Consider the following 13,871-nt stretch of genomic DNA (forward strand, 5'->3'; position numbering starts at 1 on the left):
TAAGCATCCTTTGTTGTTATTCGATTTCGCCCAGTTGGGTATAGGTTTGTGCAACGAACTCAGTGTTTTCTACCGCTTGTTTGCCAAGGTGGTTAAACACCCTATTGCTGAGATAAGAGATAAGGGCCATTGGCACGGCATAACTGTCTAACGGGCTGTTGTTGCTCATCGGGCAAATCAAAGTGTGAGCCACTAAAGGTTTAAACTTGAGACCAGTTTGATCTGTGATCAGTAACGTTCTTTGTTGCGGCAAGGCGCTAAGTAGCGATTCAAACCCCTTCACACGGCGGCGAATTCCGATGACCACCACAAAATCGTCTTCGCCAATTGAAGCGATATCTTCACCTATGGTTTGTCCCGGTAAAGGCAAAAGCTCAACCCCTGGTCGCCCTTGAACGAGTTGTTGTCTGAAGTGCATTGCAACGGGGTAGCTGTTGCGATAGCCGATAATCTTGATTCGTGCACTATGAGACAGCCGCTCGGTAATGGCCCCCATATCACTTTCTTGTATATGATCTAACAGAGACTCTAGTGCACGTATTTCCGATGAGAAGTCGACCTCTACTTCGTTAGAAAGCGCCATCGGCGTGCCCTTGTCACGCTCTTCAAGCAGTTCATTTCGCAATGAAATGTGGTCTTGATAGCCGAGTTTGCGGATAAAGCGGCTGACGCTGGCTTTGGACACGTCGCAAGCCTCGGCGATCTCGTTGGTAGAGAGCATGAGAATTTTATCGGGGTTTACTAACAGGTAATCTGCCAATCGGCGATTACCTTGAGTCAACTCAGAGTAGTGCTGTGCTATACGTTCGGTGATGGGATTGGTCATAGCTTTACCCTGTTAACGTACAGCTGACAGAAATGACTGCAGTTCTGAGGTCTGCGGGTTTGCAAACACTTCGTGGCTTTCACCCGTCTCCCAAACCTTCCCCTCATTCATAAACACCACACGGTCGCCGACATCACGAGCAAAGTTCATCTCATGAGTTACCAGGATCAATGTCATACCTTCCGCCTTGAGCTGCTCGAGTACTTTCAATACCTCTCCGACGAGCTCAGGGTCTAAGGCAGAGGTGATTTCGTCACAAAGAAGTACCTTAGGTGACATCGCGAGTGAGCGCGCGATTGCTACACGCTGCTGCTGACCACCAGAGAGGTTACTTGGATACGCATCAAACTTGTCAGCCAATCCAACCTTTTGTAACAGCTCTTTTGCGAGCTCTTTCGCCTCTTCCTTTGGCATTTTTAGTACTAGCTGAGGAGCTAGCATGACGTTTTCGCCTACTGTCTTGTGTGGGAATAAATTGAAGCTTTGAAATACCATGCCCACACTACGGCTCAGCTGTCTCAGTTTGAAGTCATCATCTTCGACCGCTTGTCGATCGACAATAATTGCGCCGTCCTCGTAGGTTTCCAGGCCGTTCAAACAACGTAGAAGCGTGCTTTTACCTGATCCGCTGCGCCCTATAATGGAAACAACTTCTCCAGCTTCTACCTTGAGGTCCACCCCTTTAAGGACGTGGTTATCTCCATAATATTTATGAACTCTATCAATACTAACTAGGGACATTGTTTTTACTCTCCAAACGACGGGCAAATAGGGACAAAGGGAAACAGATCATAAAATAGATAAGTGCAACAAAAGCAAATACTTTGAATGGTTGGAAAGTTGCATTATTTAGCATGGTTCCGGCTTTGGTTAATTCTACAAAGCCGATGATCGAAGCCAACGCCGTACCTTTTACAATTTGCACCGAGAAACCAACGGTAGGGGCAATAGATATTTTAAATGCTTGTGGTGCGATAATATGTGTCATCGTATCGAAATAAGTCAAACCTAGGGCTTTGGAGGCTTCCCATTGCCCTTTAGGTAAGGCTTCAATACAACCGCGCCAAATATCGTGAAAGTAAGCACTGCTAAAGAGAGTGAGTGAAAGTATAGCTGCACTCCAAGCGCTCACCTCCCAACCTAGAAGCGATAAGCCAAAAAAGGTTAGGAACAATTGCATTAACAATGGGGTTCCTTGAAAAATTTCCACATATAGTTTGATCAGCACATGAAAAAATTTATTTTTGGTGCTGTTTAGAAAAGTAAGTAATGCTCCTAATGCTCCACCAAATACAAATGCTAATAATGAAAGCAATAGTGTCCAGCGAGCTGCCATTAAAAGATTACGCAATATATCCCAATCAGAAAAATCAACCATTTTGTTACCTCTTATATAGATGGGTTTCTAAAGCTGAACTGCTTTATGGTCGAAAATACAAAACGCATAGCGACGGCCAGTAATAAATAGATAAGTGCTGTCAACATATAAGCTTCAAAACTTAGGAAGCTGCGTGACTGGGCGAAGTTCGCGGCAAAGGTCAGCTCTTCTAATGAAATTTGTGACACGACAGCCGAGCCCAACATGACAATGATGCATTGGCTAACAATGGCAGGGTAAACACGCTGATAGGCTGGTGATAGGACCACATGAATAAGAGTCTGTCTGCGAGTCAGCCCTAGTGCTTTTCCTGCCTCCCACTGGCCCTTTGGCGTGGCATCAATTCCCGCACGAATGATTTCAGCGCTATAGGCACCTAGGTTTAGCACCGTCGCTAAGGCTCCCGCTTCCCAAGCGGAGAGACGCAGTCCCAATGCAGGTAGACCGAAGAACACAAAAAACAGCTGCACGATAAACGGGGTATTGCGAATAAGTTCTATATAGCTCGCGCAGATAAGTCTCAGCCATTTTTCTTTGTAGGTGCGTCCAGCCGCACACAAAGTCCCCAATAGAAGTCCCAAGCAGGTCGAAAAAACGGTTAGCTTTATCGTGGCCCAAACACCAGCCGCAAACTGCGGCAGGTAAGGGGCGAGTCCTGCAAAATCAAGAGAGTAGCTCATATACAGGATTCCTAAGATTAAGCGCCAAGGTCAGCAGGGAAGGAGGCTTTTAGCCATTTCTGAGAGATACTTTCAAGCGCACCGTCTTCCTTCGCTTTGGTGATCAGGCGATTGACCTCTTCACGTAATGTGTCGTCCCCTTTCATCACACCGATAAAACAAGGAGAGTTCTTAAGCATAAATTTCACTTCAGGTGCTTTCGCAGGGTGACGATTCGCTATCTCGGTCACGACGAGGTTACCCGTTGCAATAAGGCTTACCTGGCCCGACAAATAGGCAGATAGAGTGGCATTGTTATCTTCATAGCGCTTTAGAGTCGTGTCTTTAGATACCAACTTGCTCAGTTCAATATCTTCCACAGAGCCTCGTGTTACGCCTACGGTTTTACCTTTCAGATCATCCGCGGAAGCAACAGCTTCACCGTTTTGCCCGAATACGCCGAGAAAGAAAGGTGCGTAAGCGTCGGTAAAGTCGATAGCACGTTCACGTTCTGGGTTTTTACCTAGGCTTGAGATAACAAGATCTACCTTACGAGTTTGAAGGTAAGGTATGCGGTTAGCACTGGTCACGGGAACAATGGATAGCTTTACACCCAGCTGATCCGCCAGATACTGGGCCATATCAATATCATAACCTTGTGGTTTCAAATCAGTGCCCACAGAGCCAAATGGAGGAAAGTCCTGCGGAACCGCTACTTTTAATACCCCTTGCTTTTGAATGTTCTCTAACTGGTTAGCTGAAGCAGAGAATGAGGACACCATCAAAGAGCAGGACAATATGACGCCGGTAATAACTTTCAACAAATTCATAATTCAATTCCTTTTACGACATGAAACAAATGAAACATCTAATCTTGATTTTGCAACGAACGTGCCAGCGTTTTATTTTTCCTTTAAACCATTTTGGATAAAGGGTTTAGATGGGAGTGGTTGTTTAATTTGGTTCGTTTGAGTGAGAAGTGGTGCATTTTCTTGGTGCGAATGCCCCAAGAGTGAACAGGGTTTTGATAGGAAACCCCTATCAAATAGATAGGAAAGGACGAATTTTCAAAAACAAGTGGCTGTTGCAATATATCTACATCGGCGCAGGAGAGCGCAACACAGACACTTTGAGAGAGTAAAAATTATGATTAACACCACTATCAAGCCATTTTCAGCAACAGCATTCAAACAGGGCGACTTTGTCGAAATCACAGAGCAAGACGTAAAAGGTAAATGGGCAGTATTTTTCTTCTACCCTGCTGATTTCACATTCGTTTGTCCAACTGAGCTTGGCGACCTTGCAGACCATTACGCAGAGCTTCAAGAGCGCGGCGTAGAAGTTTACTCAGTATCAACAGACACGCACTTCACTCACAAAGCGTGGCACGACAGCTCAGACACCATCGGCAAAATCAACTACTACATGGTTGGTGACCAAACAGGCACTATCACTAATAACTTCGGTGTGATGCGTGAAGGTCAAGGTCTAGCAGACCGCGCGACTTTCCTAGTTGACCCAGAAGGTGTTATCCAAGCAATGGAAATCACAGCAGAAGGTATCGGCCGTGACGCAGAAGACCTAATGCGTAAAGTGAAAGCAGCACAATACGTAGCGGCTAACCCAGGTGAAGTTTGCCCAGCGAAATGGAAAGAAGGTGAAGAGACACTAGCACCATCTCTAGACCTAGTAGGCAAAATCTAAACGCTCGTAGAGTTTAACCAAACGCAGCAATAAACGGCATTCGTGTCCGTGTTGCACGCCCCGCAGTCACTTTTATGGCTTCTACCATTGGCTTGTAAAAGTGGGGGCGTGCACCCTTTAAATACATTATTAATTCAACATCAAAAGGGTCCCCTTTTTATTATCCCTTTTCAAATTCCTTCTGATGTTAAGCAGTCTTATAGAATAGGTATCAGTATGTTAGATCAAGCAATGAAGCAGCAATTAAAAGCGTATCTAGAAAACGTTAAAACCCAAGTACAATTGGTTCTCAGCCTTGATGACAGTGATACGGCAAGCAAGATCGAATCTCTTGCTAATGACATCGCATCACTTAGCAGCAAAATTGACGTGGTTCGCGATGACGCTGCAAGCCCGCGCAAACCAGTTATGCGCGTTGTAAACCCTGAGAAGGGCACCGCAATCGGTTTTGCTGGTCTGCCAATGGGTCACGAATTTACGTCACTTGTGCTAGCGCTACTGCACACAGGTGGTCACCCAATCAAGCTAGAAGCTGAAACTATCCAGCAAATCGCAGATCTGAACTCACCATTGGATGTCGAAATCTTTATCTCTCTATCATGCCAAAACTGTCCAGAAGTGGTTCAAGCCTTCAACATGATGGCAGCGATTAACCCACTGGTTAACGTTACCATGATCGATGGTGCTGCGTTCCAAGATGAAGTGAAACAGCGCGATATCATGGCAGTACCAAGTGTGTTTATTAACGGTGAGCTATTTGGCCAAGGCCGTATGTCACTGAATGAAATTCTGAATAAAGTCGACACAGGGGCAGCGGAGAAAAAAGCCAATCAGCTAAATGAAACCGCGCCGTTTGATGTATTGGTTGTCGGTGGTGGTCCTGCTGGCTCTTCAGCGGCTATCTATGCAGCGCGCAAAGGTATTCGCACCGGTGTGGTTGCCGATCGCTTCGGTGGTCAGGTTATGGATACTATGGCAATCGAGAACTTTATTTCAGTTAAAGCGACCACAGGTCCTAAGTTGGTGGCAAGTTTAGAAGAGCACGTGAAAGAGTACGGCGTTGAAGTCATCACTGAGCAGCGCGCGGCGAATATCATTGACGCGGAAGATACCGATGACGGTTACACCCATGTAGTTCTAGAAAGTGGCGCAGTGCTAAAAGCTCGCTCTGTTATCACAAGTACGGGTGCACGCTGGCGTGAAATGAACGTCCCAGGTGAGCAAGAGTACCGCAACAAAGGCGTGGCTTACTGCCCACACTGTGATGGTCCACTATTTAAAGGCAAGCGCACAGCCGTTATTGGTGGCGGTAACTCAGGTATTGAAGCGGCGATCGACCTGGCAGGTATTGTTGAGCACGTTACCGTTCTTGAATTTGCTGACGTACTTCGTGCAGACCAAGTACTTATCGACAAAGCGAACAGCATGCCAAACATCGATATCATCACGATGGCTCAAACCACAGAAGTTCTTGGTGATGGTACTCGCGTGACAGGTCTTGAGTACAAAGATCGCAACACAGATGAAATCAAGCAAATCGAGCTTGCAGGTATCTTTGTTCAAATCGGTCTAGTGCCAAACAGTGAATGGCTAAAAGGAACCAAAGTGGAGCTATCACCGCGCGGTGAAATCGAAGTTGATGCCCACGGCGCAACAAGCATGAAAGGTGTGTTTGCAGCGGGTGATGTGACGACCGTTCCTTACAAGCAAATCATCATCGCAATGGGCGAGGGTGCGAAAGCCAGCTTGGGAGCCTTTGATTTCTTGATTCGAAATCCAGCTCCAGTGAAAGTCGCCGAAGAGGCTTAATCTGAACTGAGTAAAAAGCGCTACCTTTTTGGGTGGCGCTTTTTTGTATCTCGAAAGCACTGCGATTAAACGTTATTTACAGTAACTCACTGCTTTTCCTGCGCTATCTCTGCTACCGTAAGGAAAAATGCAGACTTACAACGAGACAGATAATGAAAAACATCCTTCTTACAGGTGCCACGAGCGGCATCGGCTATGAGCTCACGAAACAACTGTGCGAGAAAGGCTTCACTGTGGTCGCCAGCGGCCGCAATGAAGAGAAGCTTTCGGCACTAAAACGAGAAACAGGCTGCGAGGTAGTGACAGCTGACTTGAGCGATGCCGATCAAACCGTGAGCCTGTTTAACAAAGCCATTGAGTTAGTGGGCACCATTGATGTGCTGATCAACAATGCAGGTATGATTTCTCGCAAATGCCCTATTGAAGAATTCACGCTAGAAGAATTCGAAGAGCAATATGCGATCAACCTTCGCGCACCTGCACTATTAAGTCGTGAAGCGCTTAAGGTGATGAAGCCGAACAAGTCCGGTCAAATTATCAATGTAGTGAGTACTGCGGCTAAGCGTGCCAACGAAACCATGAGTATCTACTCGGCGATGAAACAAGGTTTGGCAGGATTTAGTGCTATTTTGATGAAAGAAGCGCAGCCGCATGGCATCAAAGTGACCTCGCTGTTCCCTGGTGGCACTGACACCAACTTTCGTGAAGCAGAGCGACCAGAATATATGCACCCAGCCAGTGTTGCTAAAGCGGTGATTCAGGTCTTAGAGTTACCTGCGGATGTTGTCATGCATGAGATGACGTTCAGACCTATGGTTGAGATTGAGTAACGACATCGTAAGATAAACGAAGGCACTGCAATTTCAGCAGTGCCTTTTTCTTTTGGAGTGGGGAAAAGCTTTAATCGCTAGTTCGCTGTGTGTTCTATCTCTATTTGAGAGAAACTTGCCTCAAATCGTTGTCCGGCATTGTCACTATCTGGCTTGAATTGAGGGTAGAGACCCGCCTTGAAGTAGTAGGCGATCTCTGGCTCTGCCCAGTCCGTGCTCATGGTAATGGTGTCACCATCTTTGGTATCGGAGTACGCAACGCCCCAGCCAAGAAAACGCTCAACTTTATCTTCGCCGTTCTCTTTTTGCGTCATCAAAGTGATGCCGTTGTCATCGACGGTAATCTGATACTGCCACTCTTCATTGGCAGCGTAGGTACCCATTTCGACACTGAAAGGCCAATCGTCACAGCCATCTTCGTTGTCCGAGCACTTTTTATTGTCCGTGAAGAAGTCTTGGTTAAGTATCACACGTGTGGGTTTCGATTCCCCTTCCCACAGTAGCTTAACTAGAGCTTGGCTGATTTCCCAGCCGTGCACCTGACCGACGACGACTTTAGGATCTTGTCCTGAGATCTGAGGATAGTCATCGATTCTCAGAGTCGAAGTGAGCGTGTGGACATCCGTCCCCGTCGCTGAGTCATTGATTTTCCAGCTGGTGGCATCAGAGCTCGTGCTACATGTTTCTAGCGCTTGCGCGTTAAAGAGCTCTCTAAACTCTGAGCGAATATAGCTGCTGTTAGACGTCGATGTGCCGTAGCCCATGTCAGTGGCGAAGTGAACGCGGTTATCAACGACTTTGAAGAACGAAATGTCGCCAGAGTCATAGTGATAAAGAATGTCTGAGTCATTGTTGAAAACAAACTCTTCTGACTCTGGAAAGCTATAGCAGTGGTATGGCTTAAACTCAGCGGCAGAGCTACTACTTTCACTAGAGTCCCACTCAGATTTGCTGACAGGAATGGTGATTTTCCATTGGTCAATATCCCAGTTGATGCCTTGCTCAAAGCTCTCTTGCTGAACCTCGAGCTTAGAAAATCTCACCTCAGACCAAGTATTGATGCCATCGCCATCATCGTATTGGTTGTAGACGCCCGCTTTAAAGTAGCTGAGTAGATCTGCCCAATAGCTAATATCGTGATCTAGCTTCTGTACGCCGTCTACTTCGATGACCAGGCGCTCTTCTTGGATGGTGATATCCATATCGGTCATTGCATCAAGATTTGCTTCACCAAGGTCGATACGTTGATAGGCGTTGTTGCAATCACTTGAACCAGCATGCTCACTATCGCTACTGCAATCGAGAGCATTAACCTTTAGCACGGCCCAATAGTGTCCCATCTCGCCGTTTCGCTCTAATTCGTAGGTAACGCGCAATAATGGGTGTGGAATGTAGCCAGTGCCATCTGAGCTTGTTCCTTTGTTATGAACTTGCAAAAAGGTGACTTCATCGCCATCAACACTCTGTTCTAGAACGCTTTTTATATCAACGGGTTGGAAACTGGTGCTTAATGTTCTTGATACACCAGTTTCACTAATATCAAAGTTTTCATTAACTCGAAGCTCAGAGCGATTGCTATCACCGCTCATTTTGAAAATCAGGTCTTTAGTATTTTCATCGGCATAGAAATACTCATCATAGTAACCGTGCATGAGATCATTGCTATCGGCTACATCAGACTTGTTTCCGTCGCTTTCTGACGGGTCTGAACGTTGAAGTTTCGATGCGGTTAGCACGGCGTCGTACTTAGAGTATAAAGATGGCGCTACAGGTTTTTCCACCGGGTCTACAGGATCTACTGGGTCAGTAGGATCGACCGGTTCACTTGGGTCGGTTGGTTCTTCAGGTTCCGTTGGGTCGGTGATTCCTGGGTTTGAAGGCGTGGCAGAGGTATCAGAATCTCCGCCACAGCCAGCGAGAAACGCTGGCGTTAGAAGTAAACAACTAATGAGTGCAGTCTTTTTCATAATATAATCATACTTATTATCATTTGCTGATTATATTATTTGTAATACAAATATTTGAAATGATCTGTAGATAAAACTGTGACTTAATCTACGTTTTGCTTAATCTTCATAGCAACAGGTTGCTTACATCGACCCAGCGATCATTTTTTCTAATTAAATCAATGATCAACTGATATCGACATCCATCTTCAAAGGACTGATAGGACTCAACTTCTAGTCCGGAAATATCACTCACAAACAGTTTGGCGAGATGTGTCCAGCTTCTTTGGGTATCACACTCGATATCTGGTAGTGATTGTGAAATATCGTTTGGTAGCGGTGTCTCTTGCCACTCGCCATTTTTGAATAGATACAGCGGACCATCCCCATAGTGCCCTTTGATATAGATGGAGCCTGCGCTGCCATGGAATACGATATGGTCATCGTGAAACCTCGGTGTTAATCCACCATGTTTAAACAATACTGAGACGGGTTGGGATGCTAAAGGGCTGCCTATCTGAGCCATGACTGTATATGACCATTCTACATCACATGCTTTCCATTCTAACTCAGGGTCGTTGATGTCTTTAGGGATAAAGTTTCGACGTTCTGTGAAGTTATGGACTCCCTTAACCACAGGTGCTGATGGCATATCGTTACGTACTTCACCGCAAATGGATAAGATTTCCTCTCCGAGAACCGATGTGACAATAGATAAGAGGTGAGTGAAGTTGTTATTCAAGCGGCCACCTCCGGCTTCACTGCGATGAGACCACCCGAATGGAATGTGACGGTCGAGGTTAAAGTGCGAAATACACTCGACCTCCGTTGGCTCACCGATAGCACCGTCCGCGATCAGTCTTTTCGCATGGAGGATTTCAGGCATATAGCGAAAGCTAGACGCAAATGCGGTTTTTACACCTTTTTGTTTTGCTAGCTGATAAACCTCGATGGCTGTTTCGCCGCTCTCGGTTAAAGGCTTATCGCAAAAAACATGGCAGCCAAATGCAATCGCTTCTTTTATTGCAGAAACATGCGCTCCACCCGGCGTAGCAATAGAGACAATGTCAGGCTTACACAGCTCTAGCGCCAGAGACCAGTTTGTGCCCGAAAAGGGGATCGAAAGCTTTTGAGCGACATCATCCACAACGCTCTCTGTACGCCCTACAATGCCTACGACCTCTGCTCCCGCATCACGAAACGCCTTAGCATGCCCCTGTCCTGCAAATCCAGTTCCATATACCAGTACCTTTTTCATGTATTACTCCCAAAACTTTATTAAGTCAGTATCAGGAGACCACGGTGTGATCTCCTGCTTCCCAATTCCCTTACCAGTGCCAAAGTGTGCCATCTTCCAAGCGACTAACAGGAAGATATGAGCGCTTGTACTCATACTTCTCGGCTTCTTGCTCATCAAATTCCACCCCGAGTCCAGGTGCGTCACTGACCAAAATCATGCCGTTTTCCAGCTTCATGTCATGTTTGAAGATGGATTGACACGTTTCATTGCCAAACCCTACAAACTCCTGAATACCAAAGTTGTGTGTCGAGATATTGAGATGCATATGAGCAGCAAAACAGATAGGAGAAAGATCTGGGGCACCGTGAGGTGCAGTTCTCACGTTGTACACTGCAGCAAAGTCAGCGATTTTCTTCATGCCCGTGATTCCTCCCGCGTGAGTAGCTGCAGTGCGGATATAGTCAATCCATTGATTTTGGATAAGATCTTTGCAATCCCATACGGTGTTGTAGGTCTCTCCGAGTGCGAGAGGCGTGGTAGTGTGATGACGGATAAGTTTGTAGTTTTCTTGGTTCTCTGCGATCGAAGCGTCTTCCAAGAACAGCAGGTTATAGGGTTCTAACATCTGCCCTAGCTTGGCTGATTCAATAGGGGTAAGCCGGCTGTGTGTGTCATGCAAGAACTCAGCTTGGTCACCAAAGCGTGCTTTTGCTTGTTCAAATAATTCAGGGACCAACTTGAAGTACTTGCTGGTTGACCACTCTTGCTCTGGTGGTAGGGGGCGATTACCTTGAAGCTCAAAATAGTCCTTTTTGTCACCCAATACACCATAGGTCTCTTTAAGACCTGGTATGGCACACTGCAGACGCACGGCTTTGAAGCCTTGCTCAATACATTGCTCAGCTTTGTCCAGTGTATCTTCGATGGTTTCACCATTGGCATGAGCGTAGAGTTTAACGCCAGTGCGGCACTTACCACCAAGAAGTTGGTAAACGGGTAGACCCGCGACCTTACCTTTGATGTCCCAAAGAGCCATATCTATCGCCGCAATAGCAGCCATAGTGATAGGGCCTCTGCGCCAGTACACTCCCATGTAAAGGTATTGCCAGATATCTTCAATGCAATGAGCATCGCGACCGATCAAACAAGGTTTCACGTGCTCTTCGAGGTAAGTTGCTACAGCCATCTCACGGCCGTTGACTGTCGCATCACCTAAACCATATACACCTTCATCCGTCACAACCTTGACTGTGACAAAGTTTCTACCCGGGTTGGTCACAAATACTTTGATGTCTTCAATTTTCATCTCATTCTCTCTTAGTTATTTTTCCAAACCGGTTTAGTAAATCGATTTGGTAAATCGGTTTACTTGATATCATCAGGATCCACGAATAGAATGTCAACGATCTGATTTTGATGTAGTTAACGTTTTTATAAGAAGCCTGTATGAAGAAAGTTCGAATTGTCGATGTAGCCACCTATGCTGGGGTGTCGAAGAGCACCGTATCCCAGTACCTCAATGGACGATTTGGTCATATGTCCGCCGATACAAAACTGAGGATCGAGCAGGCGATCAAAGACTTGAACTATGTACCAAACCCAATTGCGAGAAGCTTAAAAGTAGAGAAGACCAAAACAATAGGTGTCGTGGTTCGAGATATCACGGGCTACAACACCAGTCGTGTTATGCGCGGTATCGATGATTACTGTAAAGAACAAGGGTATAACGTTCTGATTTATAACAGTGATTTTGATGCTGAAGCCGAGAAACGGGCACTACAATCTCTGAAGCAGATGTGCGTTGACGGCATCATTATTACCTCATCTGGGCAAAACTCAGAGCTTATCAATCAGTACTCAACTTCGGGGATGCCCATCGTCCAGTTTCAGTTGGAATACAAGGACAGCCCGGGGCATATCGTACTTTCTGATTATCAAGAAGCGGCCTTTCAGGCAACCGAGTATTTGATTCAACTTGGTCACCGACGTATTGGTTTTTTAACTCAGGATTTTTCTAGTAGTTTATCGAGACAGGCGAGATATCAAGGGTATTTGGATGCACTTAGTAAACACAACATCACTCCTGCACAAAGCTGGGTTCAATATTGGGATCGGGAAACAGGGTTCCAGCAAGATCCAACACTTACCCTGAATGCCGATGAAGCTCCAACTGCAGTCTTCACTCAGCACTTAGCCATTACAACGGATCTACTTCACGTACTCAACAAAGCAGATATCGACATTCCTGGTCAACTATCGGTGATAGGTTTTGATGAAATCCCTATGGTGGATCTGTTTAAAGTGCCAGTTTCAGTTGTTAAGCAAGACGCTTATCAGATTGGGTGGGAGACAGCAAAACTAGCGATAGAGGCGGTGTCAGAACACCATGATAAGCCGCATAAAGTGGTTGTACCTAGTACATTGGTAAGACGTAGCTCCTGCTCGGCTCCGATGATTTCATAGGAAATAGCAGAGGGCCTTTTAGTGCCCTCGCGTTGAGTTATTCGTTAGACGTATGTTCAATCACCACCGCCGAAATGACCTAACTATTATTGCTAGCAAAGAACCTTTGTCGAAACTCGCTGATTTTCTGTTGATAGAGCGTCTGCCATTCAGCGTCGGTGAGCCCTGCATAATCAGTTTGTCTTTGCTGTGATAGCTGACTTTCAAGCTGATTGAGTTCTATGTGGTAGTCTCGCACTCTATTTTGCTGTGTCGTGACTTGCCGCTCCCTGTTTCGAATATCCTCTCTCTGCTGCGGCGACAAATAGGTACGTTCAAGCTCAGCAATAAAGGCGCTTTTTTCATCTTCACTCATACTGTCTGGTAATGAACTCGCCGCTTTTTCGAACCTCGCTTCATCGGTGTTTAAGCCTAAATCATGTTCTTGGGATGCTTCTAAAAGTGCCTCAAACGCCTCACGATATTGCGCTGGACTTTCTAGTGTCAGGTCTTGCTGCTTTAGTTGGAAATCATAAGCCGCAAATTCATCGCTCAGCAAAACCTCTGCCCATTCTCCCCATACAAGTTTCGCTTGGTGTTTAAATTGAGCGATACGTGATGTCAGGGACTGATTGCTTTCAAAGACCAAAGTGCCAAGCCTTTGCTGCCAAAGGCGACTGAGCTCTGGGTAACTCTTAACAAATTCGAAGTATTTAGGGGGCACGATTTGCCTTAGGGCGAGAAGGTTGTCCTCGCAGTTACTCTGAGACAAGCAGGTGTGCCAGAAGGACTCGAGTGACTCAATGAGCTTTTTACCTTTTTGTGGATTCAAGCCGATGAGCGTAGTGTTCAAGGCTGGTAGTTAGCCCATCTTGATTTCTAGTCTTTGGTATTGCAGATCCGCCCGCAGTGACTTTACTCGTTGAATCAGTAATCAGAACGGCATTGTTTGTGTCTTCTTCTGTCCTTTCCGGGGTCGTGTCTTGCACGTGGGGTGGGTTAATACCGCTAACATACAGCATCACTGTGCCCGCCAA

Annotated in this window: 13 protein-coding genes; 4 read left to right on the plus strand and 9 right to left on the minus strand. The window is 46.1% G+C overall.

Annotated features, from left to right (window positions below):
* Window positions 1–16: 16 nt before the first annotated feature.
* Genes AC6I8Y_RS23105 through AC6I8Y_RS23125 form a run of 5 tightly spaced genes read right to left on the minus strand, consistent with a single transcriptional unit; the run spans window position 17 to window position 3,693 of the window.
* Window positions 17–826 carry a MurR/RpiR family transcriptional regulator gene (locus AC6I8Y_RS23105; RefSeq protein WP_498021847.1) on the minus strand — a complete coding sequence of 270 codons (810 nt, stop codon included), beginning with the start codon at window positions 824–826 and terminating at the stop codon, window positions 17–19.
* 12 nt (window positions 827–838) lie between these two features.
* Entirely contained in the window at window positions 839–1,567 is a 729-nt protein-coding gene (locus AC6I8Y_RS23110) for an amino acid ABC transporter ATP-binding protein (protein WP_498021848.1), read from the minus strand.
* The gene (locus tag AC6I8Y_RS23115) at window positions 1,554–2,204 is read right to left on the minus strand and encodes an amino acid ABC transporter permease (RefSeq protein ID WP_394149823.1); all 651 of its coding nucleotides are present in this window, start codon (window positions 2,202–2,204) and stop codon (window positions 1,554–1,556) included. Before AC6I8Y_RS23115 ends, AC6I8Y_RS23110 begins: the two co-directional genes overlap by 14 nt.
* A gap of 11 nt (window positions 2,205–2,215) precedes the next feature.
* Window positions 2,216–2,884 carry an amino acid ABC transporter permease gene (locus AC6I8Y_RS23120; RefSeq protein ID WP_498021849.1) on the minus strand — a complete coding sequence of 223 codons (669 nt, stop codon included), beginning with the start codon at window positions 2,882–2,884 and terminating at the stop codon, window positions 2,216–2,218.
* Window positions 2,885–2,901: 17 nt separating this feature from the next.
* Window positions 2,902–3,693 (minus strand): transporter substrate-binding domain-containing protein, encoded by a 792-nt coding sequence (locus AC6I8Y_RS23125; protein ID WP_498021850.1) that lies wholly within the window; start codon window positions 3,691–3,693, stop codon window positions 2,902–2,904.
* 316 nt (window positions 3,694–4,009) lie between these two features.
* Between AC6I8Y_RS23125 and ahpC the strand changes: the two genes are divergently transcribed.
* The 3 genes from ahpC to AC6I8Y_RS23140 all read left to right on the plus strand — a co-directional run bounded on the left by ahpC (window position 4,010) and on the right by AC6I8Y_RS23140 (window position 7,206).
* Window positions 4,010–4,567: an alkyl hydroperoxide reductase subunit C gene (ahpC, locus tag AC6I8Y_RS23130; RefSeq protein WP_042500071.1), complete on the plus strand. Its 558-nt coding sequence runs from the start codon at window positions 4,010–4,012 to the stop codon at window positions 4,565–4,567.
* A gap of 216 nt (window positions 4,568–4,783) precedes the next feature.
* On the plus strand, window positions 4,784–6,376 hold the full coding sequence (gene ahpF / locus AC6I8Y_RS23135; protein ID WP_498021851.1) for an alkyl hydroperoxide reductase subunit F: 1,593 nt from the start codon (window positions 4,784–4,786) through the stop codon (window positions 6,374–6,376).
* Window positions 6,377–6,528: 152 nt separating this feature from the next.
* Window positions 6,529–7,206 carry an SDR family oxidoreductase gene (locus AC6I8Y_RS23140; RefSeq protein ID WP_498021852.1) on the plus strand — a complete coding sequence of 226 codons (678 nt, stop codon included), beginning with the start codon at window positions 6,529–6,531 and terminating at the stop codon, window positions 7,204–7,206.
* 77 nt (window positions 7,207–7,283) lie between these two features.
* Here AC6I8Y_RS23140 and AC6I8Y_RS23145 read toward each other — a convergent pair whose 3' ends face one another.
* The 3 genes from AC6I8Y_RS23145 to manD all read right to left on the minus strand — a co-directional run bounded on the left by AC6I8Y_RS23145 (window position 7,284) and on the right by manD (window position 11,698).
* Window positions 7,284–9,173, minus strand: a complete 1,890-nt coding sequence (locus AC6I8Y_RS23145) for a polysaccharide lyase family 7 protein (RefSeq protein WP_498021853.1) — start codon at window positions 9,171–9,173, stop codon at window positions 7,284–7,286.
* Between the two features lie 106 nt (window positions 9,174–9,279).
* Complete coding sequence (locus AC6I8Y_RS23150; RefSeq protein ID WP_498021854.1) at window positions 9,280–10,410, minus strand: Gfo/Idh/MocA family protein; 1,131 nt, start codon at window positions 10,408–10,410, stop codon at window positions 9,280–9,282.
* Between the two features lie 70 nt (window positions 10,411–10,480).
* Complete coding sequence (manD, locus tag AC6I8Y_RS23155; RefSeq protein ID WP_498021855.1) at window positions 10,481–11,698, minus strand: D-mannonate dehydratase ManD; 1,218 nt, start codon at window positions 11,696–11,698, stop codon at window positions 10,481–10,483.
* Window positions 11,699–11,838: 140 nt separating this feature from the next.
* Here manD and AC6I8Y_RS23160 point away from each other — a divergent pair, with 140 nt between their 5' ends.
* Complete coding sequence (locus tag AC6I8Y_RS23160; protein WP_498021856.1) at window positions 11,839–12,855, plus strand: LacI family DNA-binding transcriptional regulator; 1,017 nt, start codon at window positions 11,839–11,841, stop codon at window positions 12,853–12,855.
* A gap of 79 nt (window positions 12,856–12,934) precedes the next feature.
* On the opposite strand, the gene AC6I8Y_RS23165 is transcribed toward AC6I8Y_RS23160, so the two are convergent.
* On the minus strand, window positions 12,935–13,687 hold the full coding sequence (locus AC6I8Y_RS23165) for an ATP-dependent dsDNA exonuclease SbcC (protein ID WP_498021857.1): 753 nt from the start codon (window positions 13,685–13,687) through the stop codon (window positions 12,935–12,937).
* Window positions 13,688–13,871: the final 184 nt, after the last annotated feature.

This window comes from Vibrio sp. KUL78 (assembly GCF_059725505.1).